We start from the raw sequence: 24708 nt of genomic DNA, 5'->3' as shown, positions 1-24708 counted from the left end.
CGTTGCGATTAGAAAAATTTTTCATCGCCCTACCTGCTTTCTCAATTTCGGTTATTCTTCCGCCAAAGTTACCGCGCTTGATCAGGCGGTGTATCGATAGGGGATCATCAATTGAGCAATTTATTCACGCGCCGACTCGCGCTATTGGCAGACGACGCGCACCGCGGTCTGCTGAATCAGGGCCGCCGCGGCATTGAACGGGAAACACTACGCGTCGATATGCAAGGTAATCTTGCCATCGGCCCGCACCCACGTGCACTCGGTTCTGCGCTGACCAATCCGCAAATCACCACCGATTATTCTGAATCGCTGCTGGAATTCATCACCTCGGCTGAACCTGATGTTGCCACCGCATTGGATGAGCTCGATCGCATCCATCGTTTTGCCAATGCAAAACTGGATCACGAGTTGTTGTGGAGCCAGTCCATGCCGTGCACCTTGCCGGAAGAGGAAGATATTCCAATTGCCTGGTACGGCACTTCGCATATCGGCATGATCAAGCACGTCTACCGACGTGGTTTGGCACTGCGCTACGGTAAAGCGATGCAATGTATCGCCGGCCTACACTACAACTATTCGCTGTCCGAAGACTTGTGGCGCGTCATCAAGAAAAGCGAACAAAGCAAGCTAGACGACAAGTCCTACCAATCCGAAAGCTATATCTCACTGATCCGCAACTTCCAGCGCTATAGCTGGCTGCTGATGTATCTGTTTGGTGCCTCGCCTGCACTTTCCACGCACTTCCTGCGCGGACGCAAACATGAGCTGCAAACATTGTCGGACGACACGCTCTATCTGCCGTATGCCACCAGCTTGCGCATGAGCGATCTCGGTTATCAGAACAATGCGCAAGCCGGTCTGATGCCGCCATATAACGATCTGGAAAGTTATATGCGCAGCCTGTCGCGCGCAGTACGTCAGCCGTACCCGGCGTATGAAGCAATCGGCACACGACGCGATGGTGAATGGATACAACTCAATACCAATCTGCTGCAAATCGAGAACGAGTACTACGCGACAATACGACCTAAGCGCGTCATCAATAGTGGCGAACGTCCGGTAGAAGCGCTATGCGCGCGCGGCGTGCAATACATCGAAGTGCGCTGCATGGACATCGATCCATTCGAACCGCTAGGCATCAGCCTGGAAACATCGCGCTTCCTTGATGCCTTCCTGCTGTTCTGCGCACTGGATGAAAGCCCGTTCACAGGTGAAACCTGCAATCGCGAAAACACGGAAAATTTCGCCCTCACCGTCAAGGAAGGTCGTCGCCCAGGCTTGTTATTGCAACGCGGTGCATCGGCGATCAAATTGCAAGACTGGGGACTGGAATTACTCGATCGCATACAGGCCACATCTGATTTGCTGGACGCTCAACGTGATGACGAACAACATGCGCGTGCACTCGTTGCACAAAGAGAGAAATTGCTGCATCCGGATCTGACACCATCGGCACGCGTATTAGTTGAGTTGCAAACAACGGAAAAATCGTTTGAACAATTCGGCCTGCGTCAAAGCATTGCGCATGCAGAGTACTTCCGTGCACGTCCATTGAATGACGAAGAAAATCAGTATTTCAATACGCTGGCAAAAACATCCTTGGCCGAACAGGAAGATATGGAGCGCAACCAAACTGGCAATTTCGATGACTTCGTTGTCGCCTATAGCGAAAGAACACCGCGCCAATTGTGTGATTGATTTCTTAGCTGCTTCTACAAAAAACCTTCGTGCTTTCTCGTACGAAGGTTTTTTTTCGTTCATGCATAACCAGAGGCAAGCACATCCGAGGCAAACCGCCTTCACATAAAAGGTTGCTCATAGCCAATAAGCTGACTCTATCTTGTGTTCGCTAACGCACAGACTCCAGCATTGCAAATCAGTAATCTCAGTTTGTCGAAAAGACGAACAATATGCACAAAGTTCAAGGCTATACAAAGCTTGCATAGGAAAAGCATCCATCACGATGCCTCCCTTGCTTACAAAATAAACGAACCGGAGAATCAAACATGAACAAATCAAAATGGCTTACCGCCCTGTTCACTGCCATCCTGCTGACAACCGTAGTCGGTTGTGCTTCTACTGCAAAACAAGAAGGTACAGGTGAATATGTTGATGACTCCTTCATCACAACCAAAGTCAAAGCAGCGATCCTGAATGAACCTGGCCTGAAAGTGACTGAAATCAATGTCGAGACATTCAAAGGCATAGTCCAACTGAGTGGCTTTGTAAAAAATGCTGCAGATATTCCAAAAGCCACCAGCGTTGCCCGCGGTGTAAAGGGTGTCCAATCAGTTAAAAACAATTTGATAGTGAAGTAAATGCCGAATGGGGGAGTCATGAAAATGATTCCCCCATTTTTTTAATTCATGCACTTGCGCCTTCTTTCCTGAAGAACGTTTAACAGCGACGAACACCAATATTTCACTCGATTTGAATATCCATATGGATAGGCATCGGTGTGTCAACGAATTGGAATCGATAATCGTTAATGCTCTGTATTGGCATCAATCGAATTGATGAGTTACACGTAACAAATGGAAACACATGCGCTTCTGTCATTTGCTCCAATCTGCATTATGATGAATCCCTAGTTGTGTTTGTACGTGTATCGACCAGACGAATATTCGTGACGCGTAGTTAAACCGTATCTTTCAATAAGGAAACCATCATGCGCAAATTAATGATCGGCAGTCTTGCCGCAGTATTAGTTCTCTCCGGTTGTGCAAACATGTCTGAAACCGAGCGCGGTACTGCACAAGGCGCGGGTATAGGCGCAGGTGTAGGCGCACTGTTGGGCGGCATTACAGGCGGCGGCAAAAATGTCGCAGGCGGCGCAGCGCTGGGCGGCATCATCGGCGCAGTAGCAGGTAACGTCTGGTCCAGCAAAATGGAAAACCAGAAACGCGCAATGGAACAGGCGACACAAGGAACCGGCGTGCAAGTCAGCCAAACTGCCGATAACCGCTTGAAGCTTGAAATCCCTAGCGATATCTCCTTTGCAACCGGCCGCTCTGACCTCAATCCTAGCTTGCACCCGATTCTCGATCGCTTCGCAGCAGGTCTGGTTGATAACCCTTCCGCCACAGTTACTATCATTGGCCACACAGACAGCACTGGTAGCGATGCCATCAATAATCCTCTGTCATTTGACCGCGCATCCCGCACCCGTGATTACCTGGCAAGTCGTGGCGTCGCACCGCAACGCATTTATGTAGATGGTCGTGGCAGCCGCGAACCTATCGCCAGCAATGCTGATGCAGCAGGCCGTGCACGCAATCGCCGCGTTGAAATCTTTGTCGCAGAACAACAGCAACAGCAGCAACCACAACAGCAACCGCGTTACTAAGTCGCTCAAGTACGCAGCTTTTGCTGAATATAAAAAAGCCCCTTATCGGGGCTTTTTTTTGCGCTGCGTTTTTGCTGAAGGGTTCTAGTTATTCGTTTTCAGTAAGCCTTCATAGACTTTTTTGATGCCGGCGTAGCATTCACAGATATGGTTTTCCAAACCTGCGCGATCGACCACTGTGATGTGACCGCGGCTGTAATGAATCAAGCCATCATCCTGTAATTTACGCGCAGCTTCCGTCACACTCTCACGTCTTACACCCAACATATTCGCGATCAAATCTTGCGTCATGCTGATCTGATCCGATTGCAGGCGATCAATACTCAACAATAACCAGCGACATAATTGCTGCACGATGGTGTGATGTCGATTGCAAGCAACGGTGTGCGCCATTTGCGTAAACAATGCCTGGGTAAAGCGCAGAAGCAATTGCTGCAACGCACCACCACGGGCGAATTCTTGCGTCAATATCGACGCCTTGATACGGAAGCCGTAACCGGCGCTTTTGACGAAAGCACGGTGCAGCGATGCACCGCCGCCCATGAATACATCAGCGCCAACCACGCCTTCGTAGCCGATGACAGCAGTTTCTGACGATGCGCCATCTGCGGTTTCATACAATAGAGAAACAATGCTGCCGGTCAAAAAATAGACATACTGCATTTGCTCACCGGCACTACAAATCGTCGTACCAAATGGCATTTCGACAAATTCAAGATGCGGCAGCAAGCGTTCATAGTCTGCCGCTGGCAGCGCTGCCAGCAAGCCATTGTGCTTAGGATGATGGCCGTGCAATCCTGCCAGTGTTTTTGGCACCGCGAGACGAGCACTGACTGACTTAGGCTCAGACGGCAGCCCAAGGTTGAGCGCAGCAATTGCGTTCGAGTTAATAACGGGATGACCTGTAGCTGCGTTGCGAGCGTTTAATACTTGTGCCATGAGCTTCTCCCTGGATGTTCATAATTTCCAAGGTCCTATCATCACACTGCAAACAAAAGGCTTGAATCAGCGCTTATCCCATTCGCGTGTGAGATGACACTGACAAAAAGATAATAAAACAGCATGCAATTAGTATTTTTTTGAAAACTTTATTGCTTAAAAGAAAGTTATTAGACAAAAAAATAGCCCGCTTCCTTATGAGAAGCGGGCTGAATCCAATTCTTGAGGAGTTGGAGGAGACAGGTCAACTATACTGCACTGCAACAAAATGTCAAACAATCTATTTGTTATTTGCATAGTTACAAATACATATATGAACTTATTACTCCAAGGAAAATAGGCAATTCAGCCTGAAACTGCCCTCCCCACTCCTAACTAAATTGCGTCAATGCCGGAAATGCTTCAATCAAGAAAGAAAGCAAAGGCTTGGCAATCAATGCTCCAAGTATCCCGACGATGGAAATAGACACCATCGCGATCGACAGTCTTAATGTCAGCCCACGATTATGCGCACGCAGCACGAGCGGCAGATTAATCAATACACTGGCCAGCGATGCAATCACTGCGCCTGCAGACGCCACATGTTCCGGTACCGTACCACTGGTAACCAGGCTTGCCGCAGCGGCCACCGCACTTGCGCTGGAAACGACACCACCGATCAAACTAACGGCATAAAATCCAGCCTCGCCGAAACCTTGCTGCGCCACTACGCCTGCAATATGCAGAACCAAAAACACCAAGCCGTATTTCAAAGCCGCACTGAGCGAGAATGGCAAAGGCAGATCGACGGATTGAGCTGGATCCTCAACCGTCTTTTTCACCGTGTTCGCATCCATGAAGAACCAGCCAGCGCTCAGCGCCAGCATCAATAGAAATGGAATCGATGCAGAGAACGCAGCCGCCGGTGCCAGTATCAGCAACAACATACCGTTACGAATCAGCATGGCAGCAGTTGCCAGCAAAATCCCGCGATACGCTGCACTGACGGTATCACGCTGATTATCTCTGGCGCGCGAAGCCAGTTCACTCACCGTAATGCTGCTATTGACCAAACCGCCGAGGAAGCCGGTCATCACAATACCGCGCGTGCCATACATCTTCCACAGCACATAGTTGACGAAGCCGATACCGGCAATCAGGATCACCGTCACCCAGGCTGCACGCGGCTCGATCAAATGCCAAGGACCAATCGCACCAATAGGTAATGCCGGATAAATCACAATCGCCAAAATCGCAAGTAGTAGCGCCGAGCGCATTTCGTTCTCAGTCAAACCGAGACTGAAACCAGTCAATCTATCCTTCCACGCCAGCAGCGCAGTGACAATCACGATAATCGAAGCTGGCGTAGCCGTATGTCCTTTACCGCACAGGATACCGGCCACACAAGTAATCAACATCGCAGCCGAAGTCGTCAACTCACTGCTGTCATTGGTACGCAGACGCTGTACATTCAGGAATACCGTCAGAATGCCGGTCAGGAAAAGAATCAGATACGCGTAATTATCGCCAAGCGTGCCGCCCATCGCACCGAGCAGCGCAATCAGAGAGAACGTGCGCAAGCCAGCTTCCTTGCCGCGTCGCTCGCGCTCCAAACCGATCAGCAGTCCAAGCGCCAGCGCCAAACTCAAGCGCGTCAAACTCACGAGATAAGGCCACTTAATTTCAGGCAAAGACATGCCGACCTGAATCAGCGGTTCAACAATGACATTCGTGGTACTTGGGTCAACCATAGATATAAAGAGGCAAGAAAAGTGGAACAGGAAACTATAAACCAGCCTAGGACAATTGTCCGCTCAAAGTCTGCATGTTCTTATGCGTACACGGCATAGGTAGCCATGGCTACGGCAACAAAACATCGTTACACAGAGCAATAACTAAGCCTTGCAAGATGCATCAACTTAACGCCTTCGTTTTAGAGCGCCGAAACAATCAAGGTACTGCCAGCAAATCATCGATCTTCTGTTTCGTATCGGCGATGACCATGATTCTTGCTGCTTCACTGGTATGGCCCTGGCAAGGCCCGCCAAATCCTTGCGATATCTCGATGCCGTCTTCACCGTTCGTTTCAATCTCGCTCGTCGCCGACCACCAACCATCACCAGTTGGCACAACCACGGTAAATATCTCGTAGCCCTTGTAAACCGTATCCGGCACTCTACTCATGATCGACGTCCCTCCAAAGATGTTCACATAGTGTGTATCGACTGATAAATATAGAAACTAGCCCAAGAAATCAGTGATTGCCTGCATGCTGGGATACGAAGCTAGCTGGTACGCGAATGATTCGTGCTGGATTCCAGCATATGCGCAGCAGCTTTGCGCGCCTCAGCCTCGGCTTCAGCTTGATTGGGGAATATGGCATCCAGCGATACACGCTGATCTGGAAATACACAGTTTCTGTGCATGGGATTGCTTGAATGGCCGTAGATCGCAACATGTGCCACCCAACCTTGATCATCTGCAAGTTGAACCCCTGAGTATTCAACTTCGTACGCGCCCATTTTCTCGGATGGCATAACGGTCTCCTTAAGACAAACCATCCTAGCATGGACCGCATATACACACGATATGCGATGCACAAGCGCATCGTTTGCCTCATCAGTTCGGTATGAAGATATATAACAATATCCCATACACATGGGATCGTCATCCTAAAGAGGATGCGCAATAATCGGAACAAATTACAACTCTCATTGATGTCTCTTCGGGCCTCTCTGGCAACAGAGAGGCCCTTGTTTTTTGAGAAATAAAAAAAACAAGGAGAGACGCTCACAACGCCAATCAATAGAGAAATTAAAAAATCTTCTGCATGATCATGCCGCTTACCTGGCTCAAACATCCTTTCCCAATTTCATAGCAAGGCAACTTCCACACCAAAACTTATCCCCGAATTCTGTGGATAGTCCTGTGGACAACCATACTGGCTTCACCATAACTCATTGATCTCAAACGCATTATCAGTCCTGCTTAAATCATTACATTCAGCATTCAAAAAGGCCGCAATCCTGCACCACTCAGGTATTTGGAATAATTAAGTAGCCACTACGTTGGCGCTCGAAAATAATCTTCCACTTAAAATTACGTCAAAAATCCCATGTCCATGGGATCGTCACGCGAAAAAGAATAGGTAATACTCGACCTGCATCTTTTCCTTCAATACTCCTTTGGGCGACCCTTTTACCGGGGTCGCCTTATTTTTTATCTGCACAAGCCAGAGCGTGCATTCCATCAGTGGCTTAGCAAGTAAAAGCCCATACGCTGTAATCGGACATTTACATATCCTGTTACCACCAGAAAACTCTCCAACAAAAACAATATTGCTATATGTGAGATGGCGCACAGAAGCATGGATGACGATAAGTCACCATGACTTTCCTGCCATAGGACGCCCATCCGGCTTATGGCCTCATCCATCTTTACAGGAGACACTCTCATGAACAAAGAACAAGTAGAAGGCGCGCTTAAAGATGCAGCTGGCAAAGTACAGCAAGAAATTGGCAAGCTTGTCGGCAGCACAGAACAACAAGCCAAAGGCTTGGCAAAACAGGTAGAAGGAAAAGCTGAGAAAGCCGTCGGTGATGCCAAGGACGCATTCAAAAAATAGTCAGCAAGTCGGAGCGACGGCTCCCTACAATCACTAAAGCCCATTTTCATATGGGCTTTTTATTTGCCGTTCATCATAGATATCCACAGAAAAATCGGATGTCGATAAACATGCAACGCACAGATAACAAAAAACCCGCATCAGCATTTAGCTTAACGCGGGCTTCCGAACACTTCTGACGCTTTATTCTGATTCGCTCGCAAGTGCAGCTCTGCAAATCCCACACGCAATCCCAACCACCTTGCTTGCTGCAGAAATAAAAAAGCCCGCTTGCGCGGGCTTTTTTATTAATTCTGGAGGAGAGAGAGGGATTCGAACCCTCGGTACGTTCGCACGTACGCCTGATTTCGAGTCAGGTACATTCGACCACTCTGCCACCTCTCCTAATATGGTCTATCGCTGCGGTTTAATGCAGTGAAGCGAAAGATTATATCAGAGTCTTTCGCGATGGGAAACCCTCCCCACAGATAGATTGAGCCAACTCAGTATGTTTTCTCAAACATGCGTTCAAGGGCAATACCAAGCGCATTAACTTAATTATCAATGATGCAATATTTCTTATCATCATCCTGTCATAAATCATCAGTACCATTCCGCTGAGATCAATCCGTCAGCCCTGCCCATCACTACGTAAAGAGTCATTTTGATGTCCTTTTCTCCTGTACAGCCAAGCAAATCAAGAAGAAACACGCTCACTGAAAAGACACTGAACACATCAGCAATTTCGCTCGTTCAACCTTTACGGTTCAGAACCCAAGAGGCCCACATGTCAGCTGCCGCCAATGATGTCGCAATGAGTGAGAGCACCGATCAACCGGACGATCATCTTGTGCAACGCTTGAAAGAAATTATCGAGCATCGCCAGTTGACGCCTTTGTTCCAACCCATCATCCGCATGCAAAGTGGCGAGATCATCGGTTACGAAGGATTGATACGTGGCCCATCCGATAGCCCATTGCATTCGCCTTTGAATCTGTTCAAAGTTGCGCGCTCATGCAATCTCAGTGTTGAAGTAGAACATCTATGCCGCCGCATCACACTGGAAAAATTTGCGGAGCTGCACTTGCCGGGAAAGTTGTTTTTGAACGTCAGCCCGGAATGTCTAGTGCAACCAGACGTCAAGCACGGCGAGACACTTGGTTATATCCATGAAGTCGGCATCAATCCAGAACGCGTCATCATCGAGCTGACCGAAAGTCAGCCAACTTACGATTATGATCTGCTGCGCGAAGCAGTCACGCATTACCGTGCGATGGGATTCCGTATAGCGATTGACGATCTGGGCGAAGGCTTTTCCAGCTTGCGTCTGTGGTCAGAACTACGTCCCGAATACGTCAAGATCGATATGCACTTCGTACAAGGCATCAATCAAGATCCAATCAAACTTCAATTCGTACGCTCCATCCAAGAGATTGCAGAGAAGTCCGGCACCATCGTCATCGCAGAAGGCATAGAAACCGATGCCGAATTGCTGATGATCCGCGACCTCGGCGTGGCCTATGGTCAAGGCTACAAAATCGCACGTCCGCATGCCAATCCTGCAACAACGCTGTCGGCAGACCTGCGCACCCTGCTGCGCCACAATGGCGTTGCCGTGTATCCGCATGAAAACGGCCGCGGTCACAAGATGTTGACTGCGATGAAGCTGCTACGCAGCGTGAAAGCGGTCGCACCCGAAGTGCATAACAATCGCATCTATGAAATGTTCAACAACGATCCGACGCTGGAAGTCATTCCAGTCGTGTCGAATGGCATACCGGTTGGCCTGATTACACGTGCCAATCTGATTGACCGCTTCGCCCGTCCTTATCTGCGTGAACTACATGGCAAGAAGTCCTGCACGCTGTTCATGGATGCCAATCCGCTGATCACAGATAAAAATACCGCGCTGCATGCGCTGAGCCAGATCATTGTCGATGCTGACCGCCATCACTTGTTCAATGGTTTCATCATCACCGACAACGGTCAGTATATGGGCATGGGCAATGCGCATGATTTGATGCGCGAGATCACGCAAATGCAAATCAATGCCGCACGCTATGCGAATCCACTCACGCTATTGCCGGGTAACGTACCTATCGATGAACACATCGATAGACTGCTGGAAAATGGCACGCGATTCTGCGCCTGTTACGTCGATCTCGATCACTTCAAACCTTATAACGATGTATATGGTTATCGCAAAGGCGATGACATGTTGCGCCTGACCGGAAAAATTCTCAGCGGACATTGCGATCCGCAAAAGGATTTCGTCGGTCACATCGGCGGCGACGATTTCATCATCCTGTTCCAAAGTGAAGACTGGGAACAGCGCTGCCGCGCCATCATCGATGCCTTTGTCGCGGCGGTACCCGACTTCTATTGCGTCGAAGACCGCAAGAAAGGTGGCTACATTAGTGAAGACCGCCGCGGCAAGCAAGTCTTCCACACGCTTGCCACCATCTCATTAGGCTTGGTCAAAGTAGAGCCGGGACACTACGGCTCGCATCACCAGATTGCGACCGCCACCGCCGACGCGAAAAAGCAGGCGAAAAAAATCCCGGGAAACAGTCTGTTTATAGACCGTCGCCTGGGACCTTATGCGATGGAAAAGAATGACGACGATGCAGCGCAGGAGCTGGCTACACCTGTCGTCTAAGCTTCCATCAGGCTTGTGGTGTCAAACGCTGCAAGCCACCCATATATGGATGCAATACTTCCGGAATCGTGACGCTGCCATCTGCTTGCTGATAGTTTTCCAGCAATGCAACCAAGGTGCGACCAACTGCCAAACCTGAACCATTCAGCGTATGTACCGATTCTGTCTTGCCCTGGGCATTGCGGAAACGCGCTTGCATGCGACGCGCCTGGAAGGCTTCGCAATTTGATACCGAAGAAATCTCGCGGTAGGTATTTTGCGCCGGCAACCATACTTCCAGATCGTAAGTCTTGGTCGCGCCAAAGCCCATATCACCGGTACACAAGGTAATCACGCGGTAAGGCAGGCCCAGTTTCTTCAAGATGTTTTCAGCGTGGCCGCACATTTCATCCAGCGCTTCGTACGATTTCTCAGGATGCACTACCTGCACCATTTCGACTTTGTCGAATTGATGCTGGCGTATCATGCCGCGCGTATCGCGACCATAGCTGCCAGCCTCGGAGCGGAAGCATGGTGAATGCGCTGTCATACGAATAGGTAAAGCATCACCGGCGACGATTTCATCACGCACGATATTGGTCAGCGGCACTTCAGCGGTAGGGATCAGGTACAGGGCTTCGCCCTCACCTTCCTGACCACCTTTTTTCACGGCAAACAAATCAGCTTCGAACTTCGGCAACTGGCCGGTGCCCTGCAATGAATCTGCATTCACGATATAGGGTGTGTAGCACTCGGTGTAACCGTGTTCTGCGGTATGCGTATCCAACATGAATTGCGCCAATGCGCGATGCAGGCGTGCGATGCCGCCCTTCATGACTGAGAAACGTGAACCGGTAATTTTGGCTGCCACATCGAAATCCAGGCCGAGTGCTGCGCCAATATCAACGTGATCGCGAACTTCAAAATCGAATGCGCGCGGTGTACCGACTTTACGCAATTCGACATTACCTTCTTCATCCACGCCAACCGGCACAGATTCGTGCGGCAAATTGGGGATAGCCAGCATGAATGTACTGATCTGCGCTTGCAAGACATCCAGACGCGCAGCCGATGCCTTCAGCTCATCGCCAATACCAGCTACTTCAGCCATAACCGCCGATGTATCTTCGCCCTTGCCTTTCAAGGCGCCGATTTGCTTGGACAGCGTATTGCGCTTGTTTTGCAAATCTTCGGTACTGAACTGGATCTGCTTGCGCTCCGCTTCCATTGCATTGAAGGCGGCGACGTCGAGCTTGAATTTGCGACCGGCCAGGCGGGTAGCAACGTTGTCGATGTCTTTACGAAGAAGTTGAATATCTATCATGAGAAGAGGCAAAAAGATGAGTTAAGTAGAGATTGTACCAAGGCCCAAGCCGATTCCAACGTAGCCGGAAAAATTCATCCCGGATAAGCCCTCGCTGCCCGGCCTGCGTTACCATTGCCTTACTTTTCAAACCAAGCAAGCAGAATCATGGAAGATCAAAACACACCACATCCCGTTTCCCTCACCGTCTTGATCGTGGGATTGATCATTGCGCTCGGCGCTGCGATCTGGGGCGGCATCCAGTTCCTGAACTCTGGTCACAGCCTCGGCTATGGGATCGTAGCGGGCGTCAGCATCGGTGCCGCTTATGCCTTTCTGAACCAGATCAGAACTCGGCGCACCGAAAAATAGAAACCAGCAATTACCCAGAACAGGCAGCCAGCAACTTACTTTTTGCTTCGTTTCGCAGCCTGATCCAGTGAACGCAAATACGCCAGTTTTTCAGAAATCTTGCCTTCCAGCCCGCGTGGCGTCGGCTGATACCAATGCGGTTCGGACATACCGTCCGGCAAATAAACCTCATCCGCTGCATAAGCATCAGGCTCGTCATGCGCATAGCGATAGAGCTTGCCGTAACCCAGTTCCTTCATCAACTTGGTTGGCGCATTGCGTAAATGCTCAGGCACCGGCCGCGACTTGTCTTTAGCCACATGCGCCCGTGCTGCGTTGTACGCCTTGTAGGCTGCATTCGATTTAGCTGCGCACGCGAGGTAAATCACAGCTTGTGCCAATGCCAACTCACCTTCTGGTGAACCAAGACGCTCATAGGTTTCAGCAGCATCCAGTGTCAGACGCAAGGCACGCGGATCAGCCAGACCGATATCCTCGCTCGCCATACGCACGATACGACGCGCCAGATAACGTGGATCGGCACCACCATCGAGCATACGCACAAACCAGTACAGCGAAGCATCTGGATTCGAGCCGCGCACCGATTTATGCAGCGCCGAAATCTGGTCATAGAAAGCATCGCCACCTTTATCGAAACGACGCAAAGCATCGCCCAGACAAGCCTTCAATAACTCGGCATCAACTTCTGTGATCTTTTTCGCTTGCGCTGCGCGCGCGACGATTTCCAGATTGTTCAGGAGTTTGCGGCCGTCGCCATCGGCACTGCCTATCAATGTCGCTTTCGCATCCGGTGTGAAGCTGATGCCATCCAGTTCATTCACAGATGCGCGATCCACCATCGCACCGAGATCATCTTCATCCAGTGATTTCAACACATAGACGGAAGCGCGCGACAGCAATGCACCATTCACTTCAAACGATGGATTCTCAGTCGTCGCACCAATGAAGGTGAACAAGCCGCTTTCCACATGGGGCAGGAAAGCATCCTGCTGACTTTTGTTAAAGCGATGCACTTCATCGACAAACAGGATAGTGCGACGCCCCATCGCACCACGAGACAGCTCGGCACGCTCTACCGCTTCGCGTATATCTTTAACGCCGGAGAGAACTGCAGAAAGCGCAATGAAATCAGCATTGAAGCTATCCGCCATCAAGCGCGCCAGCGTCGTCTTGCCGACGCCAGGCGGCCCCCACAGTATCATCGAATGCGGCTCACCCGATTCAAACGCTACGCGCAAAGGTTTGCCGGCACCGAGTATGTGCTGCTGCCCGATGACCTCATCGAGAGTATGCGGGCGGAGTCGTTCGGCAAGAGGGATGAAACTCATGGATAGCTTGATTCTGAAAAGTCGAGAGTGCGAATGAAATCGACGCCAGTCGAAAAATCAAACTGGCGTCGCGCTATAACAAGGGCCTTGCATGCGCACCGTCAAACTGGCGCGCAACAATTCGTATTTCTACTGAAAAACGTCCGCACCTTTCGGCACAACGAACTTGAATTGATTCGCAGGCATAGGCGGATTTTTCTCAAACTTGGTGAAGGTCAGCAAAGATACCTGGCCGAAGGAATCGCGCAGCTCCATCGCTTCCGGCACGCCGTTACGCAAGCCGATGCCGATGTGATCGAAGGTTGTGTCTTTGGCTTTCGGCGTGGCTTCTAGCCACTCCAAACCATTCTTGGTGCCCGCTTCTTTCAGCGTGAAATTCTTTTCCAGATCATTGCTGCCGAATAGAATCGCAGCAGGTGAAGAACCGAGCGCATCGCCCAGCTTCTTGATCGTGACTTGATTCAAGTCTTTGTCGTAGATGTAGAGTTTATCGCCATCTGCCTGCAACAACTGCTCATACGGTTTTTGGTAAGTCCAGATGAATTTACCAGGACGCGCGAAGATAAACGTGCCTGTCGATTTATTCGATACCTTGGCCGTGCCGCTATCGATCTTCACTAATTGCTGCGAAAACTCGCCGCGTGCCGATTGCGTGGAAGCGACGAAGGATTTGAATTGATCCAACGCTGCAGCGTGAGCAAAGCGCGGCGCTACCAAGGCAGCCGCTATCAACAAGGCGCTCACAAGCAAAGTGCGCGGCACGAATATTTTTGTAACCAGAGATTGCTGTTGTTTCATATGAGCTTTCAATTCAGCTGCGCTATTCTGCTGCATTACCGACAGGCACCAGAATTTCCCGGTTGCCGTTGGATTGCATGGTTGAGACCAAACCGCTTTGCTCCATCTGTTCCAGCAGACGCGCAGCACGGTTGTAGCCTATGCGTAAATGACGCTGCACCAGCGAGATCGATGCACGGCGATTCTTCAAAACGATTGCTACAGCCTGATCGTAAAGCGCATCAGCCTCGCCGCCACCAGCACCACCTTCAGCGCCCAGCGTCAGATCACCATCTTCTACAACGCCTCCTTCTAAGATGCCTTCGATGTAGTTTGGTTCACCTTGTGCCTTCAGATGATCGACCACGCGATGTACTTCTTCGTCAGAAACGAACGCACCATGCACGCGGACCGGCAAGCCTGTACCTGGCGGCATATACAACATGTCACCCATACCCAGCAAAGCTTCCGCACCCATTTGATCCAGAATCGTACGAGAATCGATTTTGCTGCTGACCTGGAATGCGATACGTGTCGGAATATTTGCCTTGATCAAGCCTGTAATCACATCTACAGATGGGCGCTGTGTCGCGAGAATCAAGTGGATACCGGCTGCACGTGCTTTTTGAGCAATACGCGCAATCAACTCTTCCACCTTCTTGCCGACGACCATCATCAGATCGGCCAACTCGTCGATGATGATGACGATGGTAGGCAATTTCTCTAACGGTTCCGGAGCATCCGGTGTCAGGCTGAATGGATTCGGAATCTTCTGTTCGTTCTTTTCTGCTTCTGCGATCTTGGTGTTGTAACCAGCCAGATTACGCACACCCAATTTGCTCATCAGCTTGTAGCGGCGTTCCATCTCATTGACGCCCCAGTTCAGCGCGTGACCGGCTTGACGCATATCGGTCACAACTGGTGCCAACAAATGCGGGATGCCTTCATAAATCGAGAGTTCCAGCATCTTCGGATCGATCAGGATCAGGCGTACCTGGTTCGGATCGGATTTGTAGAGCAGCGACAGGATGGTCGCATTGATACCCACCGATTTACCGGAACCGGTGGTACCCGCGACCAGCAAGTGCGGCATCTTGGCCAAATCGGCGACCACCGGATTACCGGCAATATCCTTGCCAAGCGCAATGGTCAGGCTGGATGAACTGTCGTTATAAACCTTGGAGCTGACGATCTCGGTCAAGCGCACAATCTGGCGCTTAGGATTAGGCAGTTCCAATGCCATGTAATTTTTACCAGGAATCGTCTCGACTACGCGGATAGACGTCAGCGACAAGGAACGCGCCAAGTCACGTGCCAAGCCGACAATCTGACTACCTTTAACGCCGGTTGCCGGTTCAATTTCATAGCGCGTCACAACCGGTCCTGGATAAGCGGCGACCACCTTCACCACGATGCCAAAGTCAGATAGTTTTTTCTCGATCAGACGGCTAGTGAATTCCAGTGTTTCTATGCTGACGGTTTCCTGCGATTGCGGTGCCTCATCCAGCAGCGACAATGGCGGCAGATTTGTATCCGGCATATCGTTGAAGAGAGAAACCTGACGCTCTTTTTCTACGCGTTCCGATTTCGGTACAGCGACGATTTGCGGCTCGATGCGGATAGGCGGCGCATCGACGATTTTTGCACGCTCATTGACCACAACTTCTTCGCGCTTGACCGCAGCAACAACGCCGACCTTGCGATCTTCGCGTGCACCGTACAGATTACGAATAGCCTGGAATGCAAATTCGATAGATCCACCGATACGTTCAGCCACGCCCAACCATGACACATGGAAGAACAAGCTGAAACCAAGGCCGAACACCAAGAGCAACAGCAAAGTTGCGCCCATGAAGCCGAATGCATTTTGCGCAGCGTTACCGATCAATTCACCCAGTACGCCGCCAGGTGCGCGCGGCAATTCTGCTTTCAAGGAATGCATACGCAGATATTCCAAGGCAACGCTACCGATCATCAGCAGGAAGAAGCCTATGCCGCGGATCAAACCTTCCTGATGATGCTCAGGCTCCGGTTCTTTTTTCAGCAAAAAGCGTTGCGACAAACGGCGATAACCAACCCATACCAGACGCAACAAGAATACGCATAACCACCATGCGGACAAGCCGAAAATAAACAGCAGTAAATCAGCCAGCCACGCGCCGGCACGACCACCGACATTATTCAATTTCGACACGACGTTGGCATGTGACCAACCCGGATCAACCGGGGAATAAGTCAGGAAAATCAGTATCAGGTAAAGGGTGACGGCCGCAAGAATCAACCAGCGCGCTTCGGACAAAAGCCGCACTAGTCTGCCCGGTAATGGAGGGGCTTTTGTGGCGTCGGTCTTGCGAGTATAGGCTTGGCTTGTTTTTGTCATAAATCCAGACGCGGTAGCGTCAATAGTCAACATGCACGAATGCCGCGGATGAAAGAGAAAAAACGGCGGCAAACGGCGTAAATACAGAATAAAAGCTGAAGTAATCGCCGTTTCTGGCTGCCGCCCCTGCTGGAACGGCTGGTTCGTCTATAATCTTAACCAGTTTTTCCCTGTTACACCGAATAATTCAAGAACAGGTTGAAATTTGATGCTGTGGCGACATATATAAGCAACCAGCAACAGGTTTTACTGTTACAGATAGCATTTTTACTCACTCTTTTTACGATTACTTATCTCAATGTCCAGCGCAAAACATGCCCACGTTTTAATTCTCGGCTCCGGCCCTGCCGGTTACAGTGCTGCAGTCTATGCCGCACGTGCCAACCTCAAACCGGTATTGATTACCGGCGTCGAGCAAGGCGGTCAATTGATGACCACAACCGATGTTGAAAACTGGCCAGGTGATCCGATGGGCGTACAAGGCCCGGAACTGATGCAGCGCTTGTTGCAGCACGCCGAGCGCTTTAACACTGAGGTTATTTTCGATCACATCCACACCACTAAACTGGATGAAAAACCAATACGCCTGATCGGCGACGCTGGCGAATATACCTGTGACTCACTGATCATTGCAACTGGTGCTTCAGCGCAATATCTCGGTTTGCCGTCCGAACAAGCGTTCATGGGCAAAGGCGTGTCTGCTTGCGCTACCTGCGACGGTTTCTTCTATCGCAACCAGGAAGTCGCTGTTATCGGCGGCGGCAACACCGCAGTCGAAGAAGCGCTGTATCTGTCGAATATCGCCACCAAGGTAACCGTCGTGCATCGCCGCGACAAATTCCGTGCAGAAGCAATCCTGATCGATCGCCTGATGGCCAAAGTTGCCGAAGGCAAGATCGAGGTCAAATGGAATTCAACACTGGAAGAAGTCACTGGTGACGACAGTGGTGTAACCGGCATGACGATCAAGTCGACTGCAGATGGCAGCATCACACCTATCAAATTGCACGGCGTCTTCGTCGCGATCGGCCACAAACCGAACACCAGCATTTTTGAAGGTCAGCTTGATATGAAAAACGGTTATATCAAGACCAAAACCGGACTCGAAGGCATGGCTACAGCGACCAGCGTACCCGGCGTATTCGCTGCGGGCGATGTACAAGATCACGTCTATCGTCAGGCGATCACCAGCGCAGGTACCGGCTGTATGGCGGCATTGGATGCGCAACGCTATCTGGAAGGTCAGGAGTAAGCATTTCGTTTGCCGCATGAACATGGCGTGATGCCTGTTCATGCGGCAAATTGCTTAGCTTAGTGATCAGCCACATCATTCAGGAAGTAATGTCATGCCTGCCTCAATCAAGGATTTTGCTGCACTCAAATCTTTGCAGAAGGATTTGAAGAAGCAGGAAGAAGCCCGCAAAATCGCAGAAGCAGAACGTCTGCAAGCAGAAAAAACTGCGCAGCTGGAAGCCGATCTATTCCGCCGCAGCATAGGCGACGTCGCGCCACTGACACCCTCTGACAAATTAGCCACAAACAGCCCTCGCCCACTTCCCATTGCACGCCACCGTATAGCGGACGAGCAAGCGGCATTGCGCGAATCACTGTCCGACGACTTCACCGTCGAAACCCTGCTCGATACAGATGATGCCCTCAGTTATGCCCGTAACGGCATCGGGCCGGACGTCATACGCAAACTTAGACGCGGACACTGGGTGATCCAGAGTCAGCTCGATTTGCATGGCTTGCGTACCGATGAAGCACGCGACGCATTAGGTGAGTATTTACGGAATGCCGTTAAACGCGGTGTGCGTTGCGTACGTGTCATACACGGCAAAGGACTAGGTTCTATCAATAAAGAACCTGTATTGAAAAATAAAGTACGGAATTGGCTCACACAGAAAGACGAAGTCATCGCCTTTTGCCAGGCCAAGGCGGCCGATGGCGGCGCAGGTGCTTTGATTGTGCTGCTCAGGGCTAGCTAAGACTTAGCCCACTTCACTCCGAACCTATGTTCGGAGTCGACATTCACAGCATCAACATTCTTACTTAGACGGCATCAGCGCCTGTTTCGCCGGTACGAATACGGATTACCTGCTCAACTGCCTGCACGAAAATCTTGCCGTCGCCGATTTTACCGGTACGCGCAGCCTTGATGATCGCTTCGATGGCCTGCTCTACGCCAGCATCGTCTACCACCGCTTCAACTTTTACCTTAGGCAGGAAATCGACTACGTATTCCGCACCACGGTACAGCTCGGTATGACCTTTTTGACGACCAAAGCCTTTGACTTCAGTGACGGTCAAGCCGGTTACGCCGACTTCGGCCAGTGCCTCGCGCACTTCATCCAGTTTGAATGGCTTGATAATTGCGGTAACTTGTTTCATCGATACTCCCATTAAATTAATTGTGCACTTGCATTAGTCTACGCCGGAGAGCCCATAGCCCGAAAGCTTTTTGTGCTGTCATTCGCGGAATTTGGATGTAATCGGATAACGCCAGTCGCGCCCGAATGCCCGGTGCGTGACGCGGATACCGACCGGCGACTGACGCCGCTTGTATTCGTTGATCTTGATCAAGTGAGTAATACGCGCCACATCTTCCGGGCGATAACCAGCCGCGATGATATCTGCACCACTTTGGTTCTCTTCCATATACATTTGCATGATCGCGTCCAGCACGTCATACGGCGGCAGCGAATCCTGATCGGTTTGATCTGGTCGCAACTCAGCCGATGGCGCACGCGTCAAGATGCGATCAGGAATCACGTCGGAGACCGTATTGCGATAGGCACACAAGCGATAAACCAGCGTTTTGGCAATATCCTTGAGCACGGCAAAGCCGCCTGCCATGTCGCCGTACAAGGTGCAATAGCCAACCGCCATCTCGCTCTTGTTACCAGTCGTCAGCACGATGGAACCATGCTTGTTTGACAAAGCCATCAAGATGGTGCCGCGTATGCGTGCCTGAATATTTTCTTCCGTCGTATCCTGCTTCAAGCCTTTGAACTCATCGGCCAGCGTGCGATTGAATGCTTCGAAACAATCGTTGATGCCAATCTCGTCGTAGCGCACGCCAACCCGCTTGACCATATCGCGCGAATCAACCCAGGAGATTTCAGCCGTGTATGGCGACGGCATCATGATGGCGCGTACTTTGTCAGCACCTAGCGCATCCACCGCAACCGCCAGCGTCAACGCAGAATCGACACCACCAGACATACCGATCAAGGCGCCCGGGAATCCGTTTTTACCGATGTAATCACGCACACCAAGCACCAAGGCTTTGTAGACTTGCGCCTCGACCGACAATTCTTCCACGATCGTGCCATCAATCGGCTGACCGCCTTCGAATTCGATGATCTGCAAGTCTTCCACGCAATGCTGTAATTGCGCACGCGTCTCGCCAGACTGATCCAGCACAAACGAGTTACCGTCGAAAATCAGCTCATCCTGCCCACCAACCAGATTCGCATAAACCAGACTCATGCCGTGCACAGTGACATTTGCATGCATGACATCGATGCGCAGGTGCTGCTTGTTCATGTGGAAAGGCGAACCGTTCGGCACCAGCAGTACTTTCGCGCCCGCTTCTGCTGCACGTGCAGGTGCATGCGGGAACCAGGTGTCTTCGCAGATATTGATACCGAAGCGCACACCTTTTACGTCGAATACCAAAGGCTGATCGGCAGAAGCGAAGTAGCGTTTTTCATCGAACACGGTCGCATTCGGCAAATCGTGTTTGCAATAAGTACCGCTGATCTTGCCGTTGAGCAGAACCGATGCGGCATTGAAACGTTGTCCGTCTTTTTCGAATGGATGGCCGACGATGACATGTACATCCTTCAACGCTGCCAGATCGCTTGCAAGCGCGGCCAACGTTTCCGACGTTTTTGCGTAGAATGACTGACGCAGCAATAAATCTTCTGGCGGATAACCGACCAACGATAATTCTGGTGTTAATACGATGTCTGCGCCTTGTTCGGCGGCGCGACGAGAGAATTCAGCAATCTTCGCACGGTTACCGGCGAGATCGCCGACGGTGCTGTTGATTTGAGCGATAGCAACTTTGACTGTCATGACATGAATAACGATAAATGAATGAACGTGAATCTGCGGATCAAGCTAAACCACTTGTGAAGTTATCTACTAATTATCGCACGCGTATCGTTTCTTCTCTTTCAGAAATTGGTCAAGCCGCCTGGGATGCGCTAGTGCAACTGCAGACTGATGCCAATCCCTTCCTGTCATTTGCCTTCCTTGATGCATTGCATGAGAGCGGATGCGCCTCGGCAAAGTCCGGCTGGCAACCGCAATTCCTGACTATCTGGCGCGAGGAAAAGGATCAAGGTGAAGAATTGGTCGCCGCCCTGCCTTTGTATGCCAAGACGCACTCCTACGGTGAATATGTGTTCGACTGGGCATGGGCGGATGCTTACGAGCGCAATGGCCTCGACTACTACCCCAAGCTGCTGTCGGCGATTCCCTTCACGCCCGTCACTGGCAGTCGCCTGCTGGCACGTGATGCAGAAGCCAGAATCGCGCTCATCGCAGCCATCACGTCCATACAGGAAAACAATGCATTCTCGTCCACCCACATCCTGTATCCGCCTCAGGAACAGGCAGAATTACTGCGCGAAGCGGGCTTCATGCTGCGCGCCGGCGTGCAATTTCACTGGCTGAATGCCGGTTACCGGGATTTTGAAGACTTCCTGAACACACTGGAGCGCAAGAAGCGCAAGAACATCCGCAGCGAACGCCGTAAAGTGCAGGAAGCCGGTGTCAGCTTCCGCCACATCTCCGGCCATGATGCGACCAAAGAAGACTGGATATTCTTCAAGCGCTGCTACGACCACACCTACGCCGCGCATCATTCAACCCCGTATCTGAATCTGGATTTCTTCCTGCGCATAGGCGCGACGATGCCACAGAATATTTTGCTGATCGTTGCAGAGAAAGACGGCCAGCCTATCGCCTCATCGCTGCTGATCCATGATGAACAGACCGTATTCGGACGTTACTGGGGTGCGTTGACGTATATCGACTGCCTGCATTTCGAGACCGCCTACTATCAACCACTGGAATTCTGCATCACCAACAAAATGGCTTGTTTTGAAGGCGGCGCACAAGGTGAACACAAGATGGCACGCGGCTTCCTGCCGCAAAAAACCTGGTCGGCACATTGGCTGGCGCATCCGTCCTTTTCCAATGCAATTGAAGAATTTCTGAAAAGAGAAACCGGCGGTATCGAATCCTATATGGACGAATTAAACGAGCGGAATCCATTTAAGTTATAAATAGTGTTAATTCCGAGCAACTTTTCATGGTGAGTGCTTGTCAGCTTCTCAACCTCAAGGCATGCTAGCTGCACAATGACACCCAGCACACCTCTTCCAAACGACAGTACGCAAACCAGATTGATTCGCATCGGGCGTTTTGCCATCAAACATGAGCTAGGACGAGGTTCCATCGGTGTAGTTTATCTGGCGCACGATCCGATTATCGACCGTGAAGTGGCCATCAAAACCTTCCGCAGCCGTCTGTCGCTAGTGGAAAAAAAGCAGCACGAACAACATTTCATCAATGAAGCACGCGCCGCCGGACGACTCGCTCATCCCAATATCGTCACCGTCTACGAAGCATCCAGCGAAGGCGACTCTACCTATATTGCGATGGAATATCTGCAAGGTCGAGAACTGAACAAACTACTCGATGCAGGTCATCGCTTTACAGCGGAAGATGTTGCCTCCATCAGTTGGAAGATCGCCGATGCGCTCGATCACGCGCACAAAAACGGTGTCGTACATAGAGACATCAAACCAGCCAATATTTTTCTGGTGGCCGACCATCAACCGAAAGTTGTCGACTTCGGCATTGCGCGCGCACCCAACAGAGTCTCCGATCAGGCGCACAAAGCCGAAGAGCCTTACACGCTATTCCACGACAATATTCTGGGCACGCCCAATTACATGTCGCCCGAGCAGGCAATGGGGCAAGCAGTCGATGCGCGTACCGACATCTATTCATTAGGTGCAGTCATGTATGAAATGCTGACTTTCCGCAAACCATTTCAAGCCGCTGATACCGATAAGTTATTGCATCAAATTGCATTCAAGGCGGCACCTGACGTGCACACAATACAGACGAACGTGCCATTGGCCTTATCAAAAATCGTCGCAAAAGCGATGAGTAAAAAGGCAGATAAACGCTATCAAAATGCTGAGGAAATGGCGCTCGATATCAAACGTTATCTGACTCGCACGCGACGCGAACATGAGCGCAAACCCAAAGCAGAACGTTCCGAACAACCAGCCAATGCACCGACATTCCAGCAATCCAGATTATTCTGGCCGGTATGCGGTGTTGTCATCGCCGTCCTCATTGCAGCCTACTCATACTGGAAGAACTGAGTAGTTCTTTTTACCTCGCCTCATACCGCTACGATTGCGGTTCTGGCAATTAACTGTCACCAGTCGTTCATAGCAGCATGCAACTCGTATATCGGAATCGTATTAAACTCTCGGGTTTAGAGAAGTTGTATTTGCCATGAGTCCCACCGATATTCTGATTGCCCTCGCCATAGTAAGTATTTGGGGGCTCAACTTCGTTGTCATCAAAATCGGTTTGCAAGACTTTTCGCCGATTTCACTCACTGTACTGCGCTTCTTTTTCGCTGCTTTTCCCCTGGTATTTTTTATCAAGCGGCCAGCCATTCCATGGCGCTTGCTCTGCGCATTCGGCCTGTTCCAGTTCACGCTGCAATTCACCTTATTGTTCTCCGGCATGCAACTGGGCTTGACGCCAGGATTGGCCTCGCTAGTCATGCAATTGCAGGTATTTTTCACGATAGGATTCGCCATCCTCTTCCTCGGCGAAAGGCCGAGGATCACGCAACTGCTGGGTGCGCTGATTGCCTTTAGCGGCATGGCTTTGGTTGCCTACAATCTGGAAAGCAAGGCAACCCTGATCGGCTTCCTGCTCGTCATTACAGCCAGTTCATGCTGGGCGACTGCCAACATCGTCACCAAGAAAATCGGCAAGGTAAATCCACTTGCTCTCATGGTCTGGGGTTCGCTGGTCGCATTGCCGCCACTGATAGTCGCGTCCCTGCTGATCGAAGGTCCGGGCGTCTGGGTCACGGCTGCACACAAGCTCAACTGGCCCGGAATGGCCAGCGTCTTGTATCAAGCCTATCCGAATACCATGTTTGCCTTCGGTGCCTGGGCAGTGTTGATGCGCAAATATCCGACTGCGACCGTCGCGCCGTTCACTCTATTGGTGCCGGTCATCGGTATGTTTTGTGCAGCATTGATATTGGATGAAGCCTTGCAATGGTGGAAGATCGTCGCCTGCATGCTGGTGCTGGGCGGCCTGGCGTTCAACCAATTCGGTCTACGTTGGTTGAGCGGAAAAACCAATCATTAAGAAAGAATCAGGCAATAAAAAAGCGCACTTCGCAGTGCGCTTTTTTTATACACAAACCTGTGAATGCAATTTTTATTTGTCAGCGTTTTTCTTGTACGCTTCAACGCCAGACATGATTTCTGCCTTGGCTTCATCCGGGCCGACCCAGCCTTCAATCTTGACCCATTTGCCTTTTTCCAGATCTTTGTAGTGCTCAAAGAAATGCTGGATCTGTTGCAAACGCAGATCATTGATGTCTTCAGGTTTTTGCCAATGGCTGTAGATAGGCAGGATTTTGTCGATAGGCACTGCCAGCAATTTTGCGTCGCCGCCAGCTTCATCGGTCATTTTCAACATGCCAATCGCGCGGCAGCGAACAACGACGCCTGGATACAGCGGGAATGGTGTGATCACCAATACGTCAACCGGGTCACCGTCGTCGGACAGAGTTTGCGGAACGTAGCCGTAGTTACACGGATAGTGCATCGCGGTGCTCATGAAACGGTCGACAAACATCGCGCCCGACTCCTTGTCAACTTCATACTTGACCGGATCGGCGTTCATAGGGATTTCGATAATGACGTTAAAGTCGTTCGGCAAATCTTTGCCGGCAGGAACGTGATTCAGACTCATGT

At 50.8% G+C, this 24708-nt stretch carries 22 protein-coding genes and 1 tRNA gene; 11 read left to right on the top strand and 12 right to left on the bottom strand.

The genetic code is table 11. The features are described 5' to 3' along the window. The first annotated feature begins 111 nt into the window (after window positions 1–111). The 3 genes from gshA (at window position 112) to AC07N2_RS11060 (ending at window position 3346) form a co-directional block, all read left to right on the top strand. Window positions 112–1698 (top strand): glutamate--cysteine ligase, encoded by a 1587-nt coding sequence (gene gshA / locus AC07N2_RS11070; protein ID WP_494778330.1) that lies wholly within the window; start codon window positions 112–114, stop codon window positions 1696–1698. Window positions 1699–2006: 308 nt separating this feature from the next. Next, entirely contained in the window at window positions 2007–2318 is a 312-nt protein-coding gene (locus AC07N2_RS11065; RefSeq protein ID WP_494778329.1) for a BON domain-containing protein, read from the top strand. 350 nt (window positions 2319–2668) lie between these two features. Next, the gene (locus tag AC07N2_RS11060) at window positions 2669–3346 is read left to right on the top strand and encodes a YiaD family glycine zipper/OmpA-like lipoprotein (RefSeq protein WP_494778328.1); all 678 of its coding nucleotides are present in this window, start codon (window positions 2669–2671) and stop codon (window positions 3344–3346) included. A gap of 84 nt (window positions 3347–3430) precedes the next feature. On the opposite strand, the gene AC07N2_RS11055 is transcribed toward AC07N2_RS11060, so the two are convergent. The 4 genes from AC07N2_RS11055 to AC07N2_RS11040 form a co-directional block, all read right to left on the bottom strand. After that, complete coding sequence (locus tag AC07N2_RS11055) at window positions 3431–4285, bottom strand: Crp/Fnr family transcriptional regulator (RefSeq protein WP_494778327.1); 855 nt, start codon at window positions 4283–4285, stop codon at window positions 3431–3433. 371 nt (window positions 4286–4656) lie between these two features. After that, complete coding sequence (locus AC07N2_RS11050) at window positions 4657–6015, bottom strand: MgtC/SapB family protein (RefSeq protein WP_494778326.1); 1359 nt, start codon at window positions 6013–6015, stop codon at window positions 4657–4659. A 199-nt stretch (window positions 6016–6214) separates the two neighbouring features. Then, window positions 6215–6448 carry a hypothetical protein gene (locus tag AC07N2_RS11045; protein ID WP_494778325.1) on the bottom strand — a complete coding sequence of 78 codons (234 nt, stop codon included), beginning with the start codon at window positions 6446–6448 and terminating at the stop codon, window positions 6215–6217. 101 nt (window positions 6449–6549) lie between these two features. After that, on the bottom strand, window positions 6550–6801 hold the full coding sequence (locus AC07N2_RS11040) for a hypothetical protein (protein ID WP_494778324.1): 252 nt from the start codon (window positions 6799–6801) through the stop codon (window positions 6550–6552). Between the two features lie 917 nt (window positions 6802–7718). Between AC07N2_RS11040 and AC07N2_RS11035 the strand changes: the two genes are divergently transcribed. Further along, window positions 7719–7889 carry a CsbD family protein gene (locus AC07N2_RS11035; RefSeq protein WP_076591869.1) on the top strand — a complete coding sequence of 57 codons (171 nt, stop codon included), beginning with the start codon at window positions 7719–7721 and terminating at the stop codon, window positions 7887–7889. A gap of 294 nt (window positions 7890–8183) precedes the next feature. On the opposite strand, the gene AC07N2_RS11030 is transcribed toward AC07N2_RS11035, so the two are convergent. Next, window positions 8184–8273, bottom strand: a tRNA-Ser gene (locus tag AC07N2_RS11030). 382 nt (window positions 8274–8655) lie between these two features. Here AC07N2_RS11030 and AC07N2_RS11025 point away from each other — a divergent pair. Beyond that, the gene (locus AC07N2_RS11025; protein WP_494778323.1) at window positions 8656–10527 is read left to right on the top strand and encodes a GGDEF domain-containing protein; all 1872 of its coding nucleotides are present in this window, start codon (window positions 8656–8658) and stop codon (window positions 10525–10527) included. Window positions 10528–10534: 7 nt separating this feature from the next. On the opposite strand, the gene serS is transcribed toward AC07N2_RS11025, so the two are convergent. Next, complete coding sequence (gene serS / locus AC07N2_RS11020; RefSeq protein WP_494778322.1) at window positions 10535–11830, bottom strand: serine--tRNA ligase; 1296 nt, start codon at window positions 11828–11830, stop codon at window positions 10535–10537. A 147-nt stretch (window positions 11831–11977) separates the two neighbouring features. Between serS and AC07N2_RS11015 the strand changes: the two genes are divergently transcribed. Next, window positions 11978–12181, top strand: coding sequence for a hypothetical protein (locus AC07N2_RS11015; RefSeq protein WP_494778321.1), 204 nt, complete (start codon window positions 11978–11980; stop codon window positions 12179–12181). A gap of 35 nt (window positions 12182–12216) precedes the next feature. Here AC07N2_RS11015 and AC07N2_RS11010 read toward each other — a convergent pair whose 3' ends face one another. The 3 genes from AC07N2_RS11010 to AC07N2_RS11000 form a co-directional block, all read right to left on the bottom strand. Continuing rightward, window positions 12217–13509: a replication-associated recombination protein A gene (locus tag AC07N2_RS11010; RefSeq protein ID WP_494778320.1), complete on the bottom strand. Its 1293-nt coding sequence runs from the start codon at window positions 13507–13509 to the stop codon at window positions 12217–12219. A 129-nt stretch (window positions 13510–13638) separates the two neighbouring features. Continuing rightward, window positions 13639–14307: an outer membrane lipoprotein chaperone LolA gene (lolA, locus tag AC07N2_RS11005; RefSeq protein ID WP_494778319.1), complete on the bottom strand. Its 669-nt coding sequence runs from the start codon at window positions 14305–14307 to the stop codon at window positions 13639–13641. A gap of 22 nt (window positions 14308–14329) precedes the next feature. Further along, the gene (locus AC07N2_RS11000; protein WP_494778318.1) at window positions 14330–16666 is read right to left on the bottom strand and encodes a DNA translocase FtsK; all 2337 of its coding nucleotides are present in this window, start codon (window positions 16664–16666) and stop codon (window positions 14330–14332) included. Between the two features lie 298 nt (window positions 16667–16964). On the opposite strand from AC07N2_RS11000, the gene trxB reads away from it, so the two are divergent. Beyond that, window positions 16965–17918, top strand: a complete 954-nt coding sequence (gene trxB, locus AC07N2_RS10995) for a thioredoxin-disulfide reductase (RefSeq protein ID WP_076591874.1) — start codon at window positions 16965–16967, stop codon at window positions 17916–17918. Between the two features lie 94 nt (window positions 17919–18012). Beyond that, window positions 18013–18654: a Smr/MutS family protein gene (locus tag AC07N2_RS10990; RefSeq protein WP_494778317.1), complete on the top strand. Its 642-nt coding sequence runs from the start codon at window positions 18013–18015 to the stop codon at window positions 18652–18654. Window positions 18655–18718: 64 nt separating this feature from the next. On the opposite strand, the gene AC07N2_RS10985 is transcribed toward AC07N2_RS10990, so the two are convergent. Further along, window positions 18719–19057 carry a P-II family nitrogen regulator gene (locus AC07N2_RS10985; RefSeq protein WP_076591876.1) on the bottom strand — a complete coding sequence of 113 codons (339 nt, stop codon included), beginning with the start codon at window positions 19055–19057 and terminating at the stop codon, window positions 18719–18721. 78 nt (window positions 19058–19135) lie between these two features. Continuing rightward, window positions 19136–20749, bottom strand: a complete 1614-nt coding sequence (locus tag AC07N2_RS10980) for an NAD+ synthase (protein WP_494778316.1) — start codon at window positions 20747–20749, stop codon at window positions 19136–19138. Between the two features lie 17 nt (window positions 20750–20766). Here AC07N2_RS10980 and AC07N2_RS10975 point away from each other — a divergent pair, with 17 nt between their 5' ends. From AC07N2_RS10975 to AC07N2_RS10965, 3 genes are all read left to right on the top strand, one after another. After that, window positions 20767–21966, top strand: a complete 1200-nt coding sequence (locus AC07N2_RS10975; protein ID WP_494778315.1) for a GNAT family N-acetyltransferase — start codon at window positions 20767–20769, stop codon at window positions 21964–21966. A gap of 75 nt (window positions 21967–22041) precedes the next feature. Beyond that, window positions 22042–23079, top strand: coding sequence for a serine/threonine protein kinase (locus AC07N2_RS10970; RefSeq protein ID WP_494778314.1), 1038 nt, complete (start codon window positions 22042–22044; stop codon window positions 23077–23079). Between the two features lie 136 nt (window positions 23080–23215). Next, window positions 23216–24094, top strand: coding sequence for an EamA family transporter (locus AC07N2_RS10965; protein ID WP_494778313.1), 879 nt, complete (start codon window positions 23216–23218; stop codon window positions 24092–24094). Window positions 24095–24166: 72 nt separating this feature from the next. Here the strand turns inward: AC07N2_RS10965 and ppa are convergent, their stop codons facing one another. Beyond that, window positions 24167–24706: an inorganic diphosphatase gene (gene ppa, locus AC07N2_RS10960; protein ID WP_494778312.1), complete on the bottom strand. Its 540-nt coding sequence runs from the start codon at window positions 24704–24706 to the stop codon at window positions 24167–24169. Window positions 24707–24708: the final 2 nt, after the last annotated feature.

Source organism: Herminiimonas sp. GW821-FHT09C12 (assembly GCF_059416385.1).
The sequence above is the reverse complement of the archived record's forward strand: the minus strand, read 5'-3'. Positions and strand labels throughout refer to the sequence as shown.